We start from the raw sequence: 19,313 nt of genomic DNA on the forward strand, positions 1-19,313 counted from the left end.
GACCTCGGCCTTGCTGCCGTCGAGCCAGTCGTCGAGACCGCCGTCCCTCATGCGCCGGGTACCCAGTCGGGTGGCGCGAGCGTGAAACCGGCGAAATCGAAGCCGGGCGAGACGATGCACGAGACCAGCGCCCAGCCGCCGCCCGCGCCTGCGATCGTCTCGGTCGCCTGCCAATGGCCGTGCGGCACGAGCAGTTGCGGCGCCTCGCCGCCGAGCACGTCGGGCCCGAGCCGCGCGTCGGCGATCGGGCCGTCATCGGCGGGTGCGCGGCGCAGCCGCAGCGGTGCGCCGGCATGCCAGAGCCACAGCTCGGCGGCGTCGACCCGGTGCCAGTGCGAGCGCTGGCCGGCCTCCAGCAGGAAGAGGATCGCGGTCGCGGTGGCGCGGTCGCCGGGGGCGGCATCGGCACGCCACGTCTCACGGTACCAACCGCCTTCGGGATGGGGGGTCAGCCCGAGCTTGGCGATGATGGCCTGCGCGTCGTCCATCCCGACAGCATCGTCGCACATCCCCCGGCAGGCAAGCGCAGAGCGATCGCGCGGATCAGCGCTCGCCGGCCAGCACATAGGCGACGAATGCCGGGAAGCCCGCGCTGAACAGCGTCAGCAGCACCAGCACAAGGCGGACGAGCGTGACGTTGACGCCCGAAAAATCGGCCGTGCCCTGGCAGACGCCCAACCACATGCCGCGGCGGCGATCGATGACGAGACGGTTGGTCATGATGAGGCTCCTCGGCCTGCGGATCAGAACTGCAACGCGTGCGCTACGGCGGTCTGCGCAGGCAGCACCGCGGCGCCGACCAGCACGGCGCTGACAAACAGCGCGCCGGCGGCGGAGACGAGCGAGTTACGCAGCGTCGAGAGCGTGAACGAGGTCATGGCATATCCCCTTGGAATGTCGGTCCCGACGGCGATCGGCGGGATAGCGACGGCGTTGCAGAGAGCGTGCCAAGCTGCGGGAAAGCCCGTTTTCGCGGCATCCAATCGGGTTGCCGCCAAAAGCGGCGGATATTTTCGCCAAGGCTTGGCCGAATACGCCATCGATAGGCCGATCGCACGGTATCCGGCGGGACGCTGCCATCCTCCCCTTCAAGGGGAGGGAGACCGCCGGCGCAGCCGGTGGTGGAGGGGTGTGCGACACCGGAACGCGCGGCCCCGCCAGAGGCGTGGTCTACCCCTCCATCACTCGCCTTCGGCGAGCGGTCCCCCTCTCCCTGCGGGGGAGGATAACTATGCCGCATTGGCGGATTGCCGCGGCGCGCCTATCTTGGCCGGATGCCACCTGACACCCTGACGGCCACCGATCTCAAGGCGGAGGTCGGCTTCGCCTCGCTCCGCCGCTTCCTCCCCTATCTCTGGCCCAAGGGCGAGCCCGGGCTGAAGGCGCGGATCGTCGTGTCGCTGCTGTTCGTGCTCGCCTCCAAGCTGGTGCAGGTCTACGGCGCGCCGTTCGCGCTGCAGGGCGCGATCGACGGCATGGCGCACGGCGTGCACGACCATTCGACGCGGACGCTGATCCTCGCGCTGGTGATCGGCTATGCTGCGGCGCGCTTCGGCGGCACGCTGTTCGACAATCTGCGCAACGCGGTGTTCGAGCGTGTTGGCCAGGACGCGACGCGCCGGCTGGCGGCAACCGTGTTCCGCCATCTTCACCAGCTCTCGCTGCGCTTCCACCTTGCGCGGCGCACCGGGGCGGTGACGAAGGTGATCGAGCGCGGCACCAAGAGCATCGATACGATGCTCTACTTTCTGCTCTTCAACATCGCACCGACCGTGCTCGAACTGGCGCTGGTCGTCCAGATCTTCGGCAGCCGGTTCGGCGGCTGGTTGGTCGTTGGCACGCTGGTGATGGTGGTCGCCTACATTGCCTTCACGCGTATCGTCACCGATTGGCGCAATGCGCTACGCGCCAGCATGAACGATTTCGACACACGCGCGGTCGCGCATGCGGTCGACTCGCTGCTGAACTTCGAGACGGTCAAATATTTTAACGCCGAGGAGCGCGAGGCGCAGCGCTACGACCGCGCGATCACCGCCTACACCAGCGCCGCGGTCAAGAACGAGACGTCGCTGGCCTGGCTCAACATCGGCCAAGCGCTGATTACCAATGTGATGATGGCCGGCGGCATGGGTCTGGTCGTCTGGGGCTGGTCGCAAGGCCGCTTCACGCCGGGCAATGTCGTGTTGGTCAGCACCTTGCTGTCTCAGCTGTTCCGCCCGCTCGATCTGCTCGGCATGGTCTACCGCACGATCCGCCAGGGGCTGATCGACATGGCCGCGATGTTCGAGCTGATCGACACGCCCGCCGAGATCGTCGACATCCTCGATGCGCCGCCGCTGGTGGTGGCGCGCGGCCATGTCCGCTTCGAGGACGTCCGCTTTCACTACGACGCCGACCGCGCGATCCTCAAAGGCATCGATCTCGACGTACCGGCGGGCTCGACGCTGGCGATCGTGGGTCCGTCGGGAGCGGGCAAGTCGACGATCGCACGGTTGCTGTTCCGCTTTTACGACCTTTCCGGCGGCCGGATCACGATCGACGGGCAGGATATCGCGCGCGTCCAGCAGGCAACGCTGCGTGCCGCGATCGGAATCGTGCCGCAGGATACGGTGCTGTTCAACGACACGATCGGCTACAACATCGCTTATGGCCGCGAGGGATCGGACGCCGAGGCGGTGCGCGCTGCCGCCCGGGGGGCGGCGATCGACGGGTTCATCGAAAGCCTGCCTAAAGGCTATAAATCCGAGGTCGGCGAGCGCGGGCTCAAGCTGTCGGGCGGCGAGAAGCAGCGCGTCGCGATCGCGCGGACCCTGCTCAAGGATCCGCCGATCCTGATCCTCGACGAGGCGACCAGCGCGCTCGACAGCCGCACCGAGGCCGAGATCCTCGACACGCTGCACGCGGTGACGCAGCGCCGCACCACGATCACGATCGCGCACCGGCTCTCGACGGTGGTCGATGCCGATCAGATCGTCGTGCTCGACGAAGGCCGCGTCGCCGAACGTGGCAGTCATGCGGAGCTGATGGCGCTGGACGGTCTCTATGCCGAGATGTGGGCGCGCCAGGCCGCCGAGCGCGAGCAGGGCGAGGCGCTCGCGGCGGAGTGACACCGCGCTTGCCAGCGGAAGGCTAAGGCGTAGCATCGCCCAAAATGGGGGACAGGATGCCGATGGTCGCAGCGATAGCCGGGCTGCTCGTGATGCTACAGCCGCCGCCAGCCGCCGCGGTGGCCGCAGAGCCGGTGCCAGTCGATGCGAGCACCGTGCCCGGCGATCCGGCGAGCACCGCGGTCAAGCTGCGCGAGGTCGACACGCGGATGACGGTGCCGGTGCTGATCAACGGCAAGGGGCCGTTTCGCTTCATCGTCGACAGCGGCGCCACCCGCACCGTGATCTCGAGCCGGCTCGCCGCCGCACTTGGTCTGCCGTCGGCGGGAATGGTGCCGCTGCACAGCGTCGGCGGCGAAAGCCAGGTCCCCGCGGTGCAGATCGACAATCTCTATGTCGGTGCCTTGCCCGCCAAGGCGATCGTAGCGCCGGTGCTTGAGGAGACCGATCTCGGCGGCGAGGGCATACTCGGCATCGACACGCTGGCGCACAAGAAGGTGGTGATCGATCTCGTTCACAACCGCATGTCGGTCGAGCCCGCCGACAGGATCGTCAGGCCGGCAGCGACCAACGAGATCGTGGTCACCGCGCGCAGTCGGTTCGGCCAGCTCGTCCTCGCCGATGCCGACGTGTCCGGGCAGCGCATCTATGCCATCGTCGATACCGGGAGCATGGTGACGATCGGCAATCTGACGCTGCAGGACAAGCTCGTCCGCCGCAAGCGCGCCGCACCGCTGCCGGTGACGATCACCGACGTCACGGGCCGCAAGATCGTCGCGAGCTACGCGCCGATCGCCGACCTCAGGCTTGGCGCCGTCCACTTGCAGAACGTCGTCGCCGCATTCGACGACGCCCATGTCTTCGATCGGTTCGGGCTGACCAAAAAACCCGCGATGTTGCTCGGCATGGACGTCATGCAGGCCTTCACGCGCGTCTCGATCGACTTCGGCCGCCGCAAGGTTCGTTTCCTCCGCTCCGGCGATCAGGACGGCGGCATCTCGGTCATCGTCCGCCCGGGCGGATGAGCGTCAGCCGCGTGTCACGCCCATTGCGCCAGCCAGTCGGCCAACCCCTGCGGCGTCATATGACGCGCGTCGGTGAGCGCGAACAGCCGGCCGCCATTGACCAGCTTGTCATGCGCCGGATCGACGATGAGGATCGCGGGCACGCCGTCGAGCCGGCCGGTGACGCCATAATGCGCGGCGATGTCGCCATTCTTGTCGTAGCGGCCGATATCCACCTTCGCGACGACGAAATGCTGGTCGAGGAAGGGCTTGAGCTCGGGCAGCGCCATGATCGAGGCGAGCACGCGGCAATCGCCGCACCAATTGCCGCCGAGATCGATCAGCAGCCGCTTATGCTCGCGCTTGGCCTGCGCGCGCGCCTTGGCGACGACCGCCTTGGCATCGGCCTGCTCGTCATAGGGGTAGGGCAGCGGCTGCGGCAGCTGGTCGATGTCGGCGATCGCCATGTGCGGCGCGGGTGGGGCTGCGGGAGCCGCCGATACGGCGAGAAGGGCGAGCAGCGGGAGCGCGAGATGCTTGATCATGGCGGAAGGCTAACCCGGCGCCGCGTCCAATGCCAGCAAGCTGTTGCTGTGCGAGGCCAAGCCCAGCTTCAACGGGGTGACGCGGATGCCCGCGCGGTCTAATCGAGCGGCAATGACCGCCGATCCCCTCGATATCCTGCACGCGACCTTCGGCTTCTCGGGCTTCCGCGGCGTCCAGGCCGAGGTGGTCGGGCGCGTGATGGCGGGGCTGGGCACGCTCGCGGTGATGCCGACGGGGGCGGGCAAGTCGCTCTGCTACCAGCTGCCTGCGCTGGCCCGCACCGGGACGGCGGTGGTGATCTCGCCGCTGATCGCGCTGATGCACGACCAGGTCCGTTCCGCCGAGGGCTTCGGGATCAAGGCGGCGACGCTGACCTCGGCCGACGACGACCGCGCCGAGACGATGCGCCGCTTCCGCGACGGCGACCTCGACCTTCTCTATGTGGCGCCCGAGCGCGCCTCGAACGAGAGCTTCCGCAATCTGCTGCAGGCCAGCGAGCTGTCGCTCTTCGCGATCGACGAGGCGCATTGCGTCAGCGAATGGGGCCATGATTTCCGCCCCGACTACCGCCTGCTGCGGCCGCTGCTCGATCGCTTCCCCGACGTGCCGCGGCTCGCGCTCACCGCCACCGCCGACGCACATACCCGCGCCGACATTCTCCAGCAGCTGGGGCTGCCCCAGGACGGGCTGATCGTCGCGGGCTTCGACCGTCCCAATATCCGCTACCAGATCTCGCCGCGCGACGGATTGGCGCAGCAGCTCAAGGCGTTCATCGCCGACCAGCCCGGTGCCGGCATCGTCTATGCGCCGACGCGCGACGCGACCGACCGCATCGCGACCCAGCTGGCCGGGCTCGGGCGCTCGACGCGCGCCTATCACGCCGGGCTCGACTCGGCGGTGCGCCAGCGCAACCAGCGCGACTTCGTCGCGTCCGAGGACATGGTGATGGTCGCGACGATCGCGTTCGGCATGGGCATCGACAAGCCCGACGTCCGTTTCGTCGCGCACGCCGGCCTGCCCAAGTCGATCGAGGCCTATTATCAGGAGACCGGCCGCGCTGGCCGCGACGGCGAGCCCGCGGTCGCCCAGCTCTTTTGGGGCGCCGAGGATTTCGCGCGCGCCAGGCGCCGGCTTTCCGAGGTCGACGAGTCGCGGATGGCGGGCGAGCGCACCCGGCTCGCCGCGCTCGGCATGCTGGTCGAGACCAGCGACTGCCGCCGCGCGATCCTGCTCCGCCACTTCGGCGAGACGCCGCCCGAGCGCTGCGGCAATTGCGACAATTGCCTCAGCCCGCCCGCCACCGTCGACGTCACCGAGGTCGCGCGCAAATTGCTGTCGGCGGCGTTCCGCACCGAGATGCGCTTCGGCGTCGGCCACCTCCTGGATGTGCTCGCCGGGCGCGACACCGAAAAGGTGATCTCCAACAACCACAACCGCCTCTCGGTCTACGGCATCGCCGACGAGGAGGAGTTGAAGCTCGTCCGCCCCGTGGCACGCGCGCTGATCGCCCGCGACGCGCTGCGCGCCGACGAATATGGCGGGCTGTCCTTCGGCCCGTCGGCGCGCGCGATCCTCAAGGGCGAGGAACCGGTCGGGCTGGTGATGGCACCCAAGCGCGAGCGCAAGCGCAAGGCGCGTGATGCCCAGGAGCATCCGCACGATCCGCTGTTCGAGGCGCTGCGTGCCAAGCGCCGCGAGATCGCGATGGCCAAGGGCGTGCCGCCCTATGTCGTGTTCCACGATTCGACGCTGCGCGAGATGGCGGGGCTGCACCCGACAACGATGGCGGGCCTGGCCCAGGTCACCGGCGTCGGCGAGGCCAAGCGCGAGGCCTATGGCGAGGCGTTCCTCGAGGTGCTGCGCGGCTGGCAGGGATAGGCTAAGGGGCCTGCCTCAAAGAGGAGACACCCATGTTCCGCACGCTCGACGAGACCATCATGGTCGCCGGCCAGATCCAGCCCGAGGATGTCGCCACCGCGGCCGCGCAGGGTGTGAAGACGATCATCAACAATCGGCCCGACGACGAACAGGCAGGGCAGCCGAGTGGTGCTGCGATCGAGGCGGCGGCGAAGGCGGCGGGGCTCGGCTATGCGCATATCCCGGTCGATCATTCGGGCTTTTCGGCCGAGCAGGTCGACGCCATGACCGCGGCGCTTGCCGAGCCGGGCCCGGCGCTCGCCTTCTGCCGCTCGGGGACGCGCTCGACCTATCTCTGGGCGCTGGCCCGCGGCGCCGCGGGCGATCCGCCGAGCGAGATCGCCGCCAAGGCCGCCAATGCCGGCTACGACGTCTCCGCGCTGCTGCCGATGATTGCGAAGCTGCAGGGCTGATTCGACGACCCGTCGTCCTGGCGGACGCCGGGACCCATAGGCGCAGCGCCGATGGCCCGGTCTTACGTTGCGGGTCCGGCGCCGCGCTTGCGCTTCACGCGCCGCGTCTATGGATCCCGGATCAAGTCCGGGATGACGGATAGGGGAAGGTCGCGCCAAGCCGAACGCGGATCAACCTCGATCCGGCCGACGGACCGACCGGTCCGCAAGCGCGAACGCGCGCCCGAGCTTATGCGAGGACCTCACCTCTGAAAAAAAGAGCCGGCGAGTTGCCTCGCCGGCCCAGGGTCTTCGCAGGAGGAAGCTCTTTAGAAGTGGTAGGCGCGCTCGCCGTGATCGACGATGTCGAGGCCTTCCGACTCCTGTTCCGGCGTGGCGCGCATGCCCCACGTCTTGTCGATGGCGATGAACAGGATCGTCGAGATGATCCCGGACCACAGCAGGGTGAGAACCACCGCCTCGGCCTGCACCGTCAGCTGATGGACCCAATCATAGGGCGCCGTCAGCATCGTGCCGGGCTTGGTGGTGTAGTCGCCCGCACCCTGTCCGCCGAAGTAAGGGTTGGCGAGGATGCCCGTCATCAGCGCGCCGGTGATGCCGCCGATGCAGTGGACACCGAACACGTCGAGCGAGTCGTCATAGCCGAACTTCGACTTCACCGTGGTGACGAAGAAGAAGCAGATCGGCGAGACCATCAGGCCGAGGATCACCGAGCCCATCGTGCTGGCATAGCCCGATGCCGGGGTGACCGCGACCAGACCCGCGACGACGCCCGAGGCGGCACCGAGCAGCGACGGCTTGCCCTTCACGACCTGCTCGACGATCAGCCAGGAGAGGCCGGCGGCGGCTGTCGCGATCATCGTGTTCATGAAGGCGACCGCGGTGACGCCGTTGCTCTCGAGGTTGGAGCCGGCGTTGAAGCCGAACCAGCCCACCCACAGCAGCGAGGCGCCGATCATCGTCATCGTCAGCGAGTGCGGCGGCATCGGCTCGTTGGGATAGCCCATGCGCTTGCCGAAGATCAGGCAGCCGACGAAGCCCGCGATGCCCGCATTGATATGGACGACGGTGCCGCCAGCGAAGTCGAGCGCGCCCTTCTGGAAGAGGAAGCCCGCGTCGTTGGTTGCATCGACCAGCGCCTGGCCGCCCTTGATCGCCGCCGCCGCCATCGCGTCGGGGCCTTCCCAATACCAGACCATGTGCGCGATCGGGAAATAGACCAGCGTGACCCACAGCGCGACGAACAGCATCAGCGGCGAGAAGCGCACGCGCTCCGCGAAGCTGCCGATGATCAGCGCGGGCGTGATCATCGCGAAGGTCATCTGGAAGAGCACGTAGACGAGTTCGGGGATGTAGACGCCGTTGGAGAAGGTCGCCGCCTGGCTGTTGGCGTCGACGCCCTTGAGGAAGATCTTCGAGAGGCCGCCGAAGAACGGCGTCGGCCCGGCGGTGAACGCCTCCGAATAGCCCCAGGTGACCCAGATCACGCCGACCATGCAGACGATCATCAGCACCTGCGTCAGCACCGACAGCATGTTCTTGGTGCGGACCAGACCGCCGTAGAACAGCGCGAGGCCCGGGATCGACATCATCAGCACGAGCAGCGTCGACACCATCATCCAGGCGGTGTCGCCCTTGTTGACGGTGGCGGCGGGGATCGGCGAGGCGGCAGCGGCCGTGGCGGCCCCCGGCGCATTCTGCGCGAAGGCGGGATGGGCGGCGAGCGCCGCGATCCCCAGCGTCGCCAGGCCGAGGCCCAGCTTGTTGAGTGGCTTCATCATTCCCCCTTTCCCCTCAAAGCGCGGTGTCATCGATCTCGCCGGTGCGGATCCGCACCGCTTGCGCGAGGTCGAGCACGAAGATCTTGCCGTCGCCGATCGCGCCGGTGTTGGCCGATTGCTGGATCGCCTCGACCACGCGCGGTGCCAGATCGGAGCCGCATGCGACCTCGACCTTTATCTTGGGCACCATGTTGGTCGAATATTCCGCGCCGCGGTAGATTTCGGTCTGCCCCTTCTGCCGGCCGAATCCCTTGACCTCGGTCACGGTCATGCCCGCAACGCCAATACCCGAGAGCGCTTCGCGCACCTCGTCCAGCTTGAATGGCTTTATGATCGCTACGATCAGTTTCATGCCGCCTCCCTGCTTTTGCCCAAAGGGCCATCCGCAAGATGCGTGCCATGATCAGATGATGCGCATTTCCGCGCTGCAGCACGATTTGCGGGCGTAACGATCGCCCGTCCGTTGTGCAGATATGAACGACTGCCCGTTAATTAGGCAGCAGAGTTCGCCAAGAGTCGCTGAGCAATCGACTGATCCCGCGCGTCGACCATGAGGCGGACGGGCGCGAGGCCGCCCAATCCCAGGCTCGCCACGCCGCCATCGAACAGTATGACGTCGATTCCATGGGAGACGAGCAGTCCCCGCGCCATTTGGGCGATGGCGTGATCCGGAAAGGTCTCGATCTCGACGAGCGCCACCGGCAGCGATCAGGCCGCCGTGCCGCCCACGGTCAGCCGATCGATCAGCAGCGTCGGCTGACCGACGCCCGCGGGTACCGACTGCCCGCCCTTCCCGCAGATGCCGATGCCTTCGTCGAGTGCCATGTCGTTGCCGATCCCCGAGACGCGGGTGAGCACCGAGGGTCCGTCACCGATCAGCGTCGCACCCTTGATCGGCGCGCCGAGCCTGCCGTTCTCGATCATATACGCCTCGGTGCAGGTGAATACGAACTTGCCCGACGTGATGTCGACCTGTCCGCCACCGAAGCTCTTGGCATAGACGCCCTTCTTGACGCGCGACAGAATCTCGGCGGGATCGTCCTTGCCGCCGAGCATGAAGGTGTTGGTCATCCGCGGCATCGGTGCGTGCGCGAAGCTCTCCCGGCGGCCGTTACCCGTGGCGGGCACGCCCATCAGCCGCGCGTTCAAGCGATCCTGCATATAGCCTTTGAGGATACCGTCCTCGATCAGCGTGTTGCACTGGGTCGGCGTACCCTCGTCGTCGATCGACAGCGAGCCGCGGCGGTCGGCGATCGAGCCGTCGTCGACGACGGTGACGCCGGGGGCGGCAACGCGCTCGCCGATCCGGCCCGAAAAGGCGGACGAGCCCTTGCGATTGAAATCGCCCTCGAGGCCATGGCCGATCGCTTCGTGGAGCAGCACGCCGGGCCAGCCCGGGCCACACACCACCGTCGTCTCGCCCGCGGGTGCGGCGACCGACTCGAGATTGACCAGCGCCTGCGCCAGCGCCTCGTCGATCGCGCGCTGCCAGGTCGCCGGCTCGAACAGCCGATCGTAGAGATAGCGGCCGCCGAGTCCGAACATGCCCGACTCGCGGCGCCCGTTCTGCTCGACGACGATCGACACGTTGAGCCGCACCAGCGGGCGCACGTCGGTCGCGACGAAGCCGTCGGGCCGGACGATCTCGACGACGCTCCACGTCCCCGACAGCCCGACCGAGACCTGCGACACCCGCAGGTCTTTCGCGCGGGCGAGCGCGTCGATCGTCTGGCACAGTTCGACCTTCTTGGCGAAGGGGACGAGGCTCAAGGGATCGGCATCGCCGTAGAGGTGGCGATTGGTGCGCGTCGGCGGTGCCGACTTGGCGCCTTTGGCGGGATCGAGCAGCCGCATCGTCTCGGCCGCGCGGCGGATCGCGCGTTCGGAAATCTCGTTGGCGTGCGCGAAGGCGGTGGTCTCGCCCGAGACGCCGCGCAGGCCGAAGCCCGACTGCGTGTTGAAGTCGGCGGTCTTGAGCCGGCCATCGTCAAAGCCGAAGCTCTCGGACGCCAGATATTGCAGATAGAGTTCGCCGTCGTCGGTCGCCGCCAGCGCCTCCGCGCTCAGCCGCCGCGCGGCATCGGGATCGAGCGCGCCATCGCGATACAGGAACGAGCGGGGATCGGTGAGGCTGGTCATGCCCGCAATATAGGCAGGCGGGGCGGCGGCGTCATCCCTCCCGTCCGTCGTCATCCCGACGATAGTCAGGATCCACGGCCTCGGGCGCCGTCGTTTGTCATTCTGGATCCCGGATCACGCCTGTCCTGAGCCGGTCGAAGGGTCCGGGAAGACGAAGAGGGATCAGGCCGCGGCTTGGTCCGCGGGGCCACCAATCAGCACGAAATGGCGATCGCAATAGCCGCAGTCGACGAAGCCCGACTCGTCGATTTCGAGGAACACGCGCGGGTGCCCCAGCGCGGCGCCGGTCGGGATGTCGCTGGCACCATCGCACACCACGCGGGAGGTGGCGACGCGGATCGTCTCGGGGGGTGTCGTCATCACGATGGCGCGCATAGCAAGCGACGTAGGCGCGCGCAATCAGGCAGCGGCGGCGAACAGCGGCACGCGGGGTTGCGCGGCCGGCGGCACCTCGATCAAGGCGACCGTCAGCGTCAGCAGCAGCGCCACCGCGAACGCGATCGGCGAACGGCGGACGAGAAAGGAAAGACCAGCGCAGATCATGGATCGGTGATCCGGCCAAAAGCCTAACGACGGGTAAACAGCTATCGTTAACGCATGCGCGCCCTAGCGGCGGCCGGTCGGAGCGTCTATCTCGCGCGCCATGAACGACGCCGCGATCAGCATCAGCAATCTCCAGAAGACCTATGCCGGCGGCAAGACCGCACTGCACGGGGTCAGCTTCGACGTGCCGCGAGGCCAGATCTTCGGATTGCTCGGGCCCAATGGGGCCGGCAAGTCGACGCTGATCAACATCCTGTCGGGGATGGTCAACAAGACCGGCGGCACCGCCTCGATCTGGGGCTTCGACATCGATGCGCATCCGCGCAACGCCAAGCGGGCCATCGGCGTGGTGCCGCAGGAGATCCTGTTCGACCCCTTCTTCACGCCGCGCGAGGCGCTCGAGATCCAGGCCGGGCTCTACGGCATCCCCAAGGCCGAGCGCCGCACGATGGAGCTGCTGCGCGCGGTGCATCTCGAGGACAAGGCCAATGCCTTCGCGCGGACCTTGTCGGGCGGCATGAAGCGGCGGCTGCTCGTCGCCAAGGCGCTGGCGCACACCCCGCCCGTGCTGGTGCTCGACGAGCCGACCGCAGGCGTCGACATCGAGCTGCGCCAGCAGCTCTGGGCCTATGTCCGCCAGCTCAACAACCAGGGCGTGACGGTCGTTCTGACCACCCATTATCTCGAGGAGGCGCAGGAACTCTGCGACCGCATCGCGATCATCAACCATGGCCGGCTGATCGCCAATGAGCCGACCGCGACGCTGCTCGCCAAGGCGACCGAGAAGGTCGTCGAGGTCACCGTCGATCGCGATCTGACCGTTGCGCCCGCCGCCCCCTGTTTCGAGAAGATCGAGCTCAAGGGCGATCGCATCGTCATCATCACCTATGACAAGTCGCGCGTGAATGCGGGCGAAGTGCTGGCGGCGCTAGGCGCGGCGGGGCTCGGTGTGGTCGACGTCTCGACCCGCGAGGCCGATCTTGAGGACGTCTTCCTCAGCCTGACCAGCGATCGGCTCGCCGCCTGATGGGCGCGCACGCGTTCGATGTCGTCATCGTCGGATCGGGGGCGGCAGGGCTGACCGCCGCGCTGAGCCTCGCGGAACGGTTCAAGGTCGCGGTGCTCGCCAAGGGTGGGCTGTCGGAAGGCTCGACCGCCTGGGCGCAGGGCGGGATCGCCGCGGTGCTCGAACCCGGCGACACATTCGAAAGCCATATCGAGGATACGATGATCGCGGGCGCGGGTCTCAACGACCGCGCCGCCGTCGAATTCGTCATCGAGAATGCGCCGCGGTCGATCGAGAAGCTGGTGCGGCTCGGCGTACCGTTCAACGAGGAGGGCAATGCGCTCCACCTGACGCGCGAAGGCGGCCACAGCCACCGTCGCATCGTCCATGTCGACGACGCGACCGGCTGGGCGGTGCAGCAGGCGCTCGAGACCGCGGCGCGCGCCAATCCCAACATCACGCTGGTCCCCGACATGGCGGCGGTCGATCTCGCCACCAGCCGGCACGGCGAGCGCTATCTCGGCAACGGCCATGTCTGGGGCGTCTATGCGCTCAACCGGCGGACCGGCCAGGTCGAGCTCTACACCGGCCGCGCGACGATCCTCGCGACCGGCGGCGCGGGACGCACCTATCTCTATTCGACCGCGCCGCGGGGCGCGACCGGCGACGGTATCGCGATGGCGTGGCGCGCCGGCTGCCGGGTCTCCAACATGGAGATGATGCAGTTCCACCCGACTTGTCTCTGGAACCTCGACGTCAAGAATTTCCTGATCACCGAGGCGATGCGCGGCGAAGGCGCGCAGCTGAAGCTCCCCCCCGGCGTGCCCGGCGCCGGGCACCGCTTCATGCCCGACTTCGACGACCGCGCCGAGCTCGCCCCCCGCGACATCGTCGCGCGTGCGATCGACCATGAGATCAAGCGGCTCGGGCTCGATTACGTCCATCTCGACATCAGCCACCAGCCGCCCGAGTTCGTGAAACATCACTTCCCGACGATCTACGCCAAGCTGCTCGGGCTCGGCATCGACATCACGACGCAGCCGATCCCGGTGGTGCCCGCACAGCATTATACCTGCGGCGGGGTGATCGTGGATCTCAAGGGCCGCACCGATCTGCCCGGCCTCTATGCGGCGGGCGAGGTCACGCAATCGGGGCTGCACGGCGCCAACCGCCTCGCCTCCAACTCGCTGCTCGAATGTTTCGTGTTCGGCGAGGCCGCCGCCGCGCACATCGGCCGCCATTTCGACGAGATGCCCGCGCCGCCCGCGATCCGCCCCTGGGACGAGAGCCGCGTCACCGATTCGGACGAGGAGGTGATCGTCCAGCACAATTGGCGCGAGATCCGCCGCTTCATGTGGGACTATGTCGGCATCGTGCGGACCACCAAGCGGCTCGAGCGTGCGCAGCACCGGATCAAGACGCTGCGCCGCGAGGTCGAGGATTATTATGGCGAGTTCCGCGTCACCGCCGACCTGATCGAGCTGCGCAACCTGGTCGAGGTCGCCGACCTGATCGTCCGCTCGGCGCTCGCGCGCAAGGAAAGCCGCGGGCTGCACTATACGCTCGATTATCCGCAGATGCTGCCGGTCGCGAAGGACACGGTGCTGGCGCCGTGACATGCTCCCTCTCCCCAGCGGGGAGAGGGTTGGGGTGAGGGGGAGCGACGGCGCAGCCGGCGCGTCCACCTTAAACGTCGGCCACCCTCACCCAACCCTCTCCCTCAAGGGAGAGGGCTTTCTCTCAGCGCATGTGGCGGCGATGATGATGCCTCGGGCCCGTCATGAACACCGTCCCGAGCATCCGTCGATAATGCCGATGCAGCGTGCGCGGATCGACCTCCATCAGCACCTCGCCCGACTTCGCGTCGACGACATAGGCCGCGACATGCCCTATGTTCGCGCATCCTGAATGCGGCGGCACCTGCGCGGCCACGATCAGCCGCTGCCCGCTCGTCCAGCCGACCGCGCCGACATTGGGGGTCTCGCGCTCGCGACAGCGCATCTCTGCCGCGAACAGCGTGGCGACGCGCTTGCTGAGATCGATCTGGCGCCAGTGCCGCCCCTTCTTGCGCCGGACCAGGATCGCGAGATCGAACCGGCCGGTCGCGCCGCCATCGTCGGCGGTCACCGCGAGCGCGCGCGAATCGGGTGCCCACAGCAGCTCGGCCTTGGGGCCGCCGGCAAAATCATGGTCGTCGCCACCAAGGAAGACCGTCAGCCCGCCCGCGTCGTCACCCGACGTACGTCCCGAGAAGCGCGCGATCGCGCGCGTCCGGTCGTCGGGCGCGGTCACCGTCATCGGGCGGGAAGAGCCGTGGATGTCGGCGATCGTGACCGCGTGACGGCCGAACAGCGCGGCCTGTGCCGGCACCGCACCCAGGATCGTGAGCAGAAGGAAGGCTTTGGCCCGGGGCAGCATCGGCATGTCGATAGCATGGTAACGCGGTCACAGCCCCCCTGCCAAGCGCGGCGACACGATCAGCTCCCTGTCGCCTTGCCCGTCGCGCCTTGCTAAGCCGCGCGCATGTCCGCCAACCATCTCTACCTCGTCGACGGCTCCGGCTATATTTTCCGCGCCTATCATCAGCTGCCGCCGCTCACCAATCGCGACGGGCTCAACGTCGGCGCGGTCTATGGCTATACCGCAATGCTGTGGCGGCTGGCCGATGCGCTGCACAAGGCGGACGGGCCGACCCACCTCGCAGTGGTGCTCGACAAGGGCAGCCACACCTTCCGCAACGACATGTACGACCAGTATAAGGCGCACCGCCCGCCGCCGCCCGAGGATCTGGTGCCCCAATTCCCGCTGATCCGCGACGCAACGCGTGCCTTCTCGCTGCCCTGCATCGAGGAGGCCGGTTTTGAAGCCGACGACATCATCGCCACCTATACCTGCCGCGCGGTCGAGGCGGGGTGGAACGTGACCATCGTCAGCTCGGACAAGGATCTGGCGCAGCTGATCCAGCCCGGCCGCGTCGACATGCTCGACACGATGAAGAACGAGCGCCGCTCGGTGCAATATGTCGTCGATAAATTCGGGGTCGGGCCCGAGCGGCTCGGCGACGTGCTGGCGCTGATGGGCGACAGCGTCGACAATGTGCCGGGCGTTCCGGGGATCGGCCCCAAGACCGCGTCCAAGCTGATCCTCGAACATGGCGATCTGGACGGCGTGATCGCCGCGATCCCGTCGATGAAGCCGTCGAAGATGCGCGACAATCTCGCCGCCAACGTCGAGATGGCGCTGCTGTCGCGCAAGCTCGTCGCGCTCCACTGCGACATGGATCTGCCGCAGGATCTGGATTCGCTCAAGCTCGACGGCATCCCGTCCGAACCGTTGCGTGCCTTCCTCGATCGGCAGGGCTTCAAGACGCTGCTCGCGCGGCTGACCGGCGAGCAGCCGATGCCGCGGCCGACCGATCTGCGCGCGACGCCGGTCAGCGACGCGACCGCGCCCGCCGCCGAGGTCGCGGCACGGACCGGCATGCCGGAACTGCCCGAACTGCCGCCGATCGACTGCACCACCTATGCGACGATCCACGACGAGGCGGCGCTCGATGCGATCATCGCGGAGGCCTATGCCGGCGGCCTGCTCGCGATCGATACCGAGACCGACGCGCTCGACAGCGTCGCCTCGGGGCTGGTCGGGATCAGCCTCGCGACCGCGCCGGGCCGCGCCGCCTATGTGCCGGTCGGCCATGTCTCGAGCGACGACATGTTCGGCGAGAAGCCGCCGCAATTGTCGCTGACGCGGGTGGTGGACAGGCTGGCGCCGATTCTTGCGGACCCTTCGGTCCTCAAGATCGGGCACAATATCAAATATGACATCAACGTGCTCGCGCGGCACGGGCTTGCGATCGTGTCGTACGACGATTCGATGGTGATCTCGTTCAACCTCGACAGCGGCAAGATTTTGGGGGGTCACGGCATGGACGTCGCGGCGACCACGCATCTCGCCCATACATGCATCAGCTTCAAGGACGTCACCGGCACCGGCAAGAAGCAGATCAGCTTCGCGCACGTCCCGCTCGACCGCGCGACCGCCTATGCCGCCGAGGATGCCGACGTCACTTTCCGGCTGTGGACCCGGCTCAAGCCGCGGCTCGCGCATGAGGGCGCGACGCGCGTCTATGAGATGGTCGACCGCCCACTGATCCCGGTGATCGCGGGCATGGAGCGCGCGGGCATCAAGGTCGATCGCGGCGTGCTTTCGCATTTGTCCAGCCAGTTCACCCAGGAGATGGCGCGGCTCGACGAGGAGATCTACGCCGAGGCGGGCCATCCCTTCACGATCGGCTCGCCGCAGCAGCTGGGCGCGGTGCTGTTCGACGAAAAGGGCCTCAAGGGCGGCAAGAAGGGCAAGTCGGGCGCGTACTCGACCGACGTCACCGTGCTCGAGAAGCTCGCGGCCGAAGGCAATGCGATCTGCCGGATGGTGCTCGACTGGCGGCAGGTCGCCAAGCTCAAGTCGACCTATACCGAGGCGCTGCAGGCCCAAATCAATCCGGTGACCGGCCGCGTGCACACCAGCTACTCGCTGACCGGCGCGCAGACCGGGCGCCTTTCCTCGACCGATCCCAATCTGCAGAACATCCCTATACGCACCGAGACAGGCCGGCAGATCCGCGACGCCTTCATCGCCGAGCCGGGCCATGTCATCCTCGCCGCCGACTACAGCCAGATCGAGCTCCGCCTCGCCGCGCACATGGCCGACGTGCCCGCGCTCAAGGAGGCGTTCGCGGCCGGCGACGACGTCCATGCGCGCACCGCGATGGAGCTGTTCGGCGAGGTCAATCGCGACACCCGCGGGCGCGCCAAGACGATCAACTTCGCGATCCTCTACGGCATCTCGCGCTGGGGACTCGCCGCGCGACTGGAGATCGACGCCGACAGCGCGCAGGCGATGATCAGCCGCTATTTCGAACGCTTCCCCGGGATCAGCGCCTATATCAACCATACGCTCGAGCAGGTCCGCGCCAAGGGTTTCACCGAGACGCTGTTCGGGCGAAAAACCTGGTTTCCGCAGATCGCCAACAGCACGCAACATATCCGCCAGGGCGCCGAGCGCGCCGCGATCAACGCGCCGATCCAGGGCACCTGCGCCGACATCATCAAGCGCGCGATGGTGCGGATGGGCCCCGCACTCGACGCCGCGGGGCTCGGCCATGTCCGGATGCTGCTGCAGGTCCACGACGAACTCGTGTTCGAGCTGCCCGAGGGCGACGTCGCCGTGGCAACGTCCGTGATCCGATCGGTGATGGAGAGCGCCGCGAGCCCGGCGGTGACGCTCTCGGTGCCGCTCGGCGTCGAGATCGGCACCGGCGCGAGCTGGGGCGCCGCACATTGAGCGCTCTCGCGGTCGACGGCGACGGTCCCGGCGACATCGCGGCGCTCGCCAAGGGCGGCCGCACCAATTTCTTCGGCTTCCTGCTGCGGCTGGCGGCGCGGCTGCCCTTCCTGTTCATCGCGGGCCGCATCTACGGCGCCGACGTGCTCGGCCGCTTCGCTTATGCGACGATCATCGTCGAATTCGCCGGCCAGCTCGCCACGCTCGGGCTCAAGCGTGGGCTTGCGCAACAGCTGTCGACGACGCATCGCCCGCATGTCCATGTCGTGTGGGACGGGATGCTGGTCGGCGCGATCTTCTCGATTCTCGCAGCCGCGATCCTGATGATGTGCCCGGTGCTGCTCTTCCCCAATTCGGAGGTGAACGGCTTCGACTGGCTGCTCCCGCTGACCGTGCTCGGCTGGGCGGGCTCGGACATCGCACTCGCCGGCCTCGCCTATCGCGGCGACATCGGCGCGACGGTCAAGGCGCGCTCGCTGATCGAGCCATGGACGATCAGCATCGCCGCGTTCGTCTTCTCCTTCTACTCGCTGCGCGACGGGCTGATCCTGAGCTACGCGCTGTCGGCCGGCGCCGCGTTCGTCGCCTCGATCTGGCCGCTGCTGCGCGAATATGGCTGGCCCAAGGGCTGGCGGCCCGAGCCGGTGCGGCTGTTCAAGATGATGACTCGCAACCTGCCGCTGGCCGGCGCCGACGCGATCGAATGGGGCTCGCGCCGGCTCGACATCGCCATTCTGGGGCTGTTCTTCTCGCCCGCGATCGTGGGAATTTACTACGTCGCGCAGCAGGTCGCGAGCCTTCCCCAAAAACTCAAGACCAGCTTCGATCCGATTCTCGGGCCGGTGATCACGCAGAATCTGGCAGAGGACAACAGGCAGGCGGTGGCGCAGCAGGTGCGCCAGGTCGGCTTCTGGATCATCGCCGCGCAGGTCGGGATCGCGCTGGCGCTCGGCATCCCGGGCGAAGCGGTGATGGGTCTGGTCGGGCCCAAATTCGTCGGCGGGACGGGCGCGCTGGGGGTCTTGCTGGCCGCCGAGGCGATCGCGGCGACCGCGGTCGTGAGCGAGGCGGCGCTGATCTACATCGCCGCCAAGCGCAATCTGGCGATCTCGGTGGGGATGATCGTCGTGCAGACAGTGCTGTCGGTGATCCTGATCTACGCGATCCGCGCTTTCCACCCCGTGGCCGACATCAAGGACGACGTGATCGCCGCGGCGGGCCCGGCAATCGCCCTGATTCTGGCGCTGGGCGTCGCCTCGGTCGCCAAGTCGCGCCTGCTCGCCAAGCTGTTAAAGGCGCGCGTCAATGGCTGGCGCTGGCCGCTGGTGCCGGCGGTCGCGGTCGGCACGATCGTCGGCGTGGCCGCGACCTGGCTGCCCGAATGGCTCGAACTTGCGCTCGGCGTCCCGGCTATCCTCGCCAGCTACGGCGCGGTGATCTGGTATCGCGGCTTCGGCAAGGACGACCGGATGCTGTTCAGCATGAAGCCTGGTGCCACGGTGGCGGCGACCTAG

General features: G+C 67.7%; 19 protein-coding genes. 8 read left to right on the forward strand and 11 right to left on the reverse strand.

Features of this window, described 5'->3' with window-relative positions; genetic code table 11:
- Positions 1 to 47: 47 nt before the first annotated feature.
- The 3 genes from Q0326_RS06155 to Q0326_RS06165 are packed head-to-tail and all read right to left on the reverse strand — an operon-like array spanning position 48 to position 878.
- Positions 48 to 488, reverse strand: a complete 441-nt coding sequence (locus Q0326_RS06155) for a cupin domain-containing protein (protein WP_298688216.1) — start codon at positions 486 to 488, stop codon at positions 48 to 50.
- A 55-nt stretch (positions 489 to 543) separates the two neighbouring features.
- Positions 544 to 720, reverse strand: coding sequence for a PspC domain-containing protein (locus tag Q0326_RS06160; protein ID WP_298688218.1), 177 nt, complete (start codon positions 718 to 720; stop codon positions 544 to 546).
- Between the two features lie 23 nt (positions 721 to 743).
- Positions 744 to 878: a hypothetical protein gene (locus Q0326_RS06165; protein WP_298688220.1), complete on the reverse strand. Its 135-nt coding sequence runs from the start codon at positions 876 to 878 to the stop codon at positions 744 to 746.
- A gap of 396 nt (positions 879 to 1,274) precedes the next feature.
- On the opposite strand from Q0326_RS06165, the gene Q0326_RS06170 reads away from it, so the two are divergent.
- A complete protein-coding gene (locus Q0326_RS06170) occupies positions 1,275 to 3,107 on the forward strand; it encodes an ABC transporter ATP-binding protein/permease (protein WP_298688222.1) in 1,833 nt (610 codons plus the stop codon).
- Positions 3,108 to 3,169: 62 nt separating this feature from the next.
- Positions 3,170 to 4,132, forward strand: a complete 963-nt coding sequence (locus Q0326_RS06175) for an aspartyl protease family protein (RefSeq protein ID WP_298688224.1) — start codon at positions 3,170 to 3,172, stop codon at positions 4,130 to 4,132.
- A gap of 14 nt (positions 4,133 to 4,146) precedes the next feature.
- On the opposite strand, the gene Q0326_RS06180 is transcribed toward Q0326_RS06175, so the two are convergent.
- Positions 4,147 to 4,656 (reverse strand): thioredoxin family protein, encoded by a 510-nt coding sequence (locus Q0326_RS06180; RefSeq protein WP_298688226.1) that lies wholly within the window; start codon positions 4,654 to 4,656, stop codon positions 4,147 to 4,149.
- Between the two features lie 112 nt (positions 4,657 to 4,768).
- Between Q0326_RS06180 and recQ the strand changes: the two genes are divergently transcribed.
- Both recQ and Q0326_RS06190 read left to right on the forward strand, forming a co-directional pair.
- Positions 4,769 to 6,535, forward strand: coding sequence for a DNA helicase RecQ (gene recQ / locus Q0326_RS06185; protein WP_298688228.1), 1,767 nt, complete (start codon positions 4,769 to 4,771; stop codon positions 6,533 to 6,535).
- Positions 6,536 to 6,567: 32 nt separating this feature from the next.
- On the forward strand, positions 6,568 to 6,987 hold the full coding sequence (locus tag Q0326_RS06190; protein WP_298688230.1) for a TIGR01244 family sulfur transferase: 420 nt from the start codon (positions 6,568 to 6,570) through the stop codon (positions 6,985 to 6,987).
- A 308-nt stretch (positions 6,988 to 7,295) separates the two neighbouring features.
- Here the strand turns inward: Q0326_RS06190 and Q0326_RS06195 are convergent, their stop codons facing one another.
- From Q0326_RS06195 to Q0326_RS06220, 6 genes are all read right to left on the reverse strand, one after another.
- Positions 7,296 to 8,765 (reverse strand): ammonium transporter, encoded by a 1,470-nt coding sequence (locus tag Q0326_RS06195; protein WP_298688232.1) that lies wholly within the window; start codon positions 8,763 to 8,765, stop codon positions 7,296 to 7,298.
- A 16-nt stretch (positions 8,766 to 8,781) separates the two neighbouring features.
- The gene (locus Q0326_RS06200) at positions 8,782 to 9,120 is read right to left on the reverse strand and encodes a P-II family nitrogen regulator (RefSeq protein ID WP_298688233.1); all 339 of its coding nucleotides are present in this window, start codon (positions 9,118 to 9,120) and stop codon (positions 8,782 to 8,784) included.
- Between the two features lie 140 nt (positions 9,121 to 9,260).
- Entirely contained in the window at positions 9,261 to 9,467 is a 207-nt protein-coding gene (locus tag Q0326_RS06205; RefSeq protein WP_298688235.1) for a DUF2007 domain-containing protein, read from the reverse strand.
- 9 nt (positions 9,468 to 9,476) lie between these two features.
- Complete coding sequence (gene tldD, locus Q0326_RS06210; RefSeq protein WP_298688238.1) at positions 9,477 to 10,907, reverse strand: metalloprotease TldD; 1,431 nt, start codon at positions 10,905 to 10,907, stop codon at positions 9,477 to 9,479.
- A gap of 162 nt (positions 10,908 to 11,069) precedes the next feature.
- Positions 11,070 to 11,267, reverse strand: a complete 198-nt coding sequence (locus Q0326_RS06215) for a zinc-finger domain-containing protein (protein WP_298688240.1) — start codon at positions 11,265 to 11,267, stop codon at positions 11,070 to 11,072.
- A 39-nt stretch (positions 11,268 to 11,306) separates the two neighbouring features.
- Positions 11,307 to 11,450 carry a hypothetical protein gene (locus tag Q0326_RS06220; RefSeq protein ID WP_298688242.1) on the reverse strand — a complete coding sequence of 48 codons (144 nt, stop codon included), beginning with the start codon at positions 11,448 to 11,450 and terminating at the stop codon, positions 11,307 to 11,309.
- Positions 11,451 to 11,550: 100 nt separating this feature from the next.
- Here Q0326_RS06220 and Q0326_RS06225 point away from each other — a divergent pair, with 100 nt between their 5' ends.
- Both Q0326_RS06225 and nadB read left to right on the forward strand, forming a co-directional pair.
- Entirely contained in the window at positions 11,551 to 12,477 is a 927-nt protein-coding gene (locus tag Q0326_RS06225) for an ABC transporter ATP-binding protein (RefSeq protein WP_298688244.1), read from the forward strand.
- Entirely contained in the window at positions 12,477 to 14,072 is a 1,596-nt protein-coding gene (gene nadB, locus Q0326_RS06230; RefSeq protein WP_298688245.1) for an L-aspartate oxidase, read from the forward strand. Before Q0326_RS06225 ends, nadB begins: the two co-directional genes overlap by 1 nt.
- 124 nt (positions 14,073 to 14,196) lie before the next feature.
- Here the strand turns inward: nadB and Q0326_RS06235 are convergent, their stop codons facing one another.
- Positions 14,197 to 14,880, reverse strand: coding sequence for a hypothetical protein (locus Q0326_RS06235; protein WP_298688248.1), 684 nt, complete (start codon positions 14,878 to 14,880; stop codon positions 14,197 to 14,199).
- Between the two features lie 99 nt (positions 14,881 to 14,979).
- On the opposite strand from Q0326_RS06235, the gene polA reads away from it, so the two are divergent.
- Together polA and Q0326_RS06245 are read left to right on the forward strand one after the other, a co-directional pair.
- On the forward strand, positions 14,980 to 17,799 hold the full coding sequence (gene polA / locus Q0326_RS06240) for a DNA polymerase I (RefSeq protein WP_298688250.1): 2,820 nt from the start codon (positions 14,980 to 14,982) through the stop codon (positions 17,797 to 17,799).
- Complete coding sequence (locus Q0326_RS06245; RefSeq protein ID WP_298688252.1) at positions 17,796 to 19,313, forward strand: lipopolysaccharide biosynthesis protein; 1,518 nt, start codon at positions 17,796 to 17,798, stop codon at positions 19,311 to 19,313. The genes polA and Q0326_RS06245 overlap by 4 nt, the downstream gene beginning before the upstream one ends.

Origin of the sequence: uncultured Sphingomonas sp., from assembly GCF_937859915.1 — a bacterium.
GTDB lineage: Bacteria > Pseudomonadota > Alphaproteobacteria > Sphingomonadales > Sphingomonadaceae > Solisphingomonas.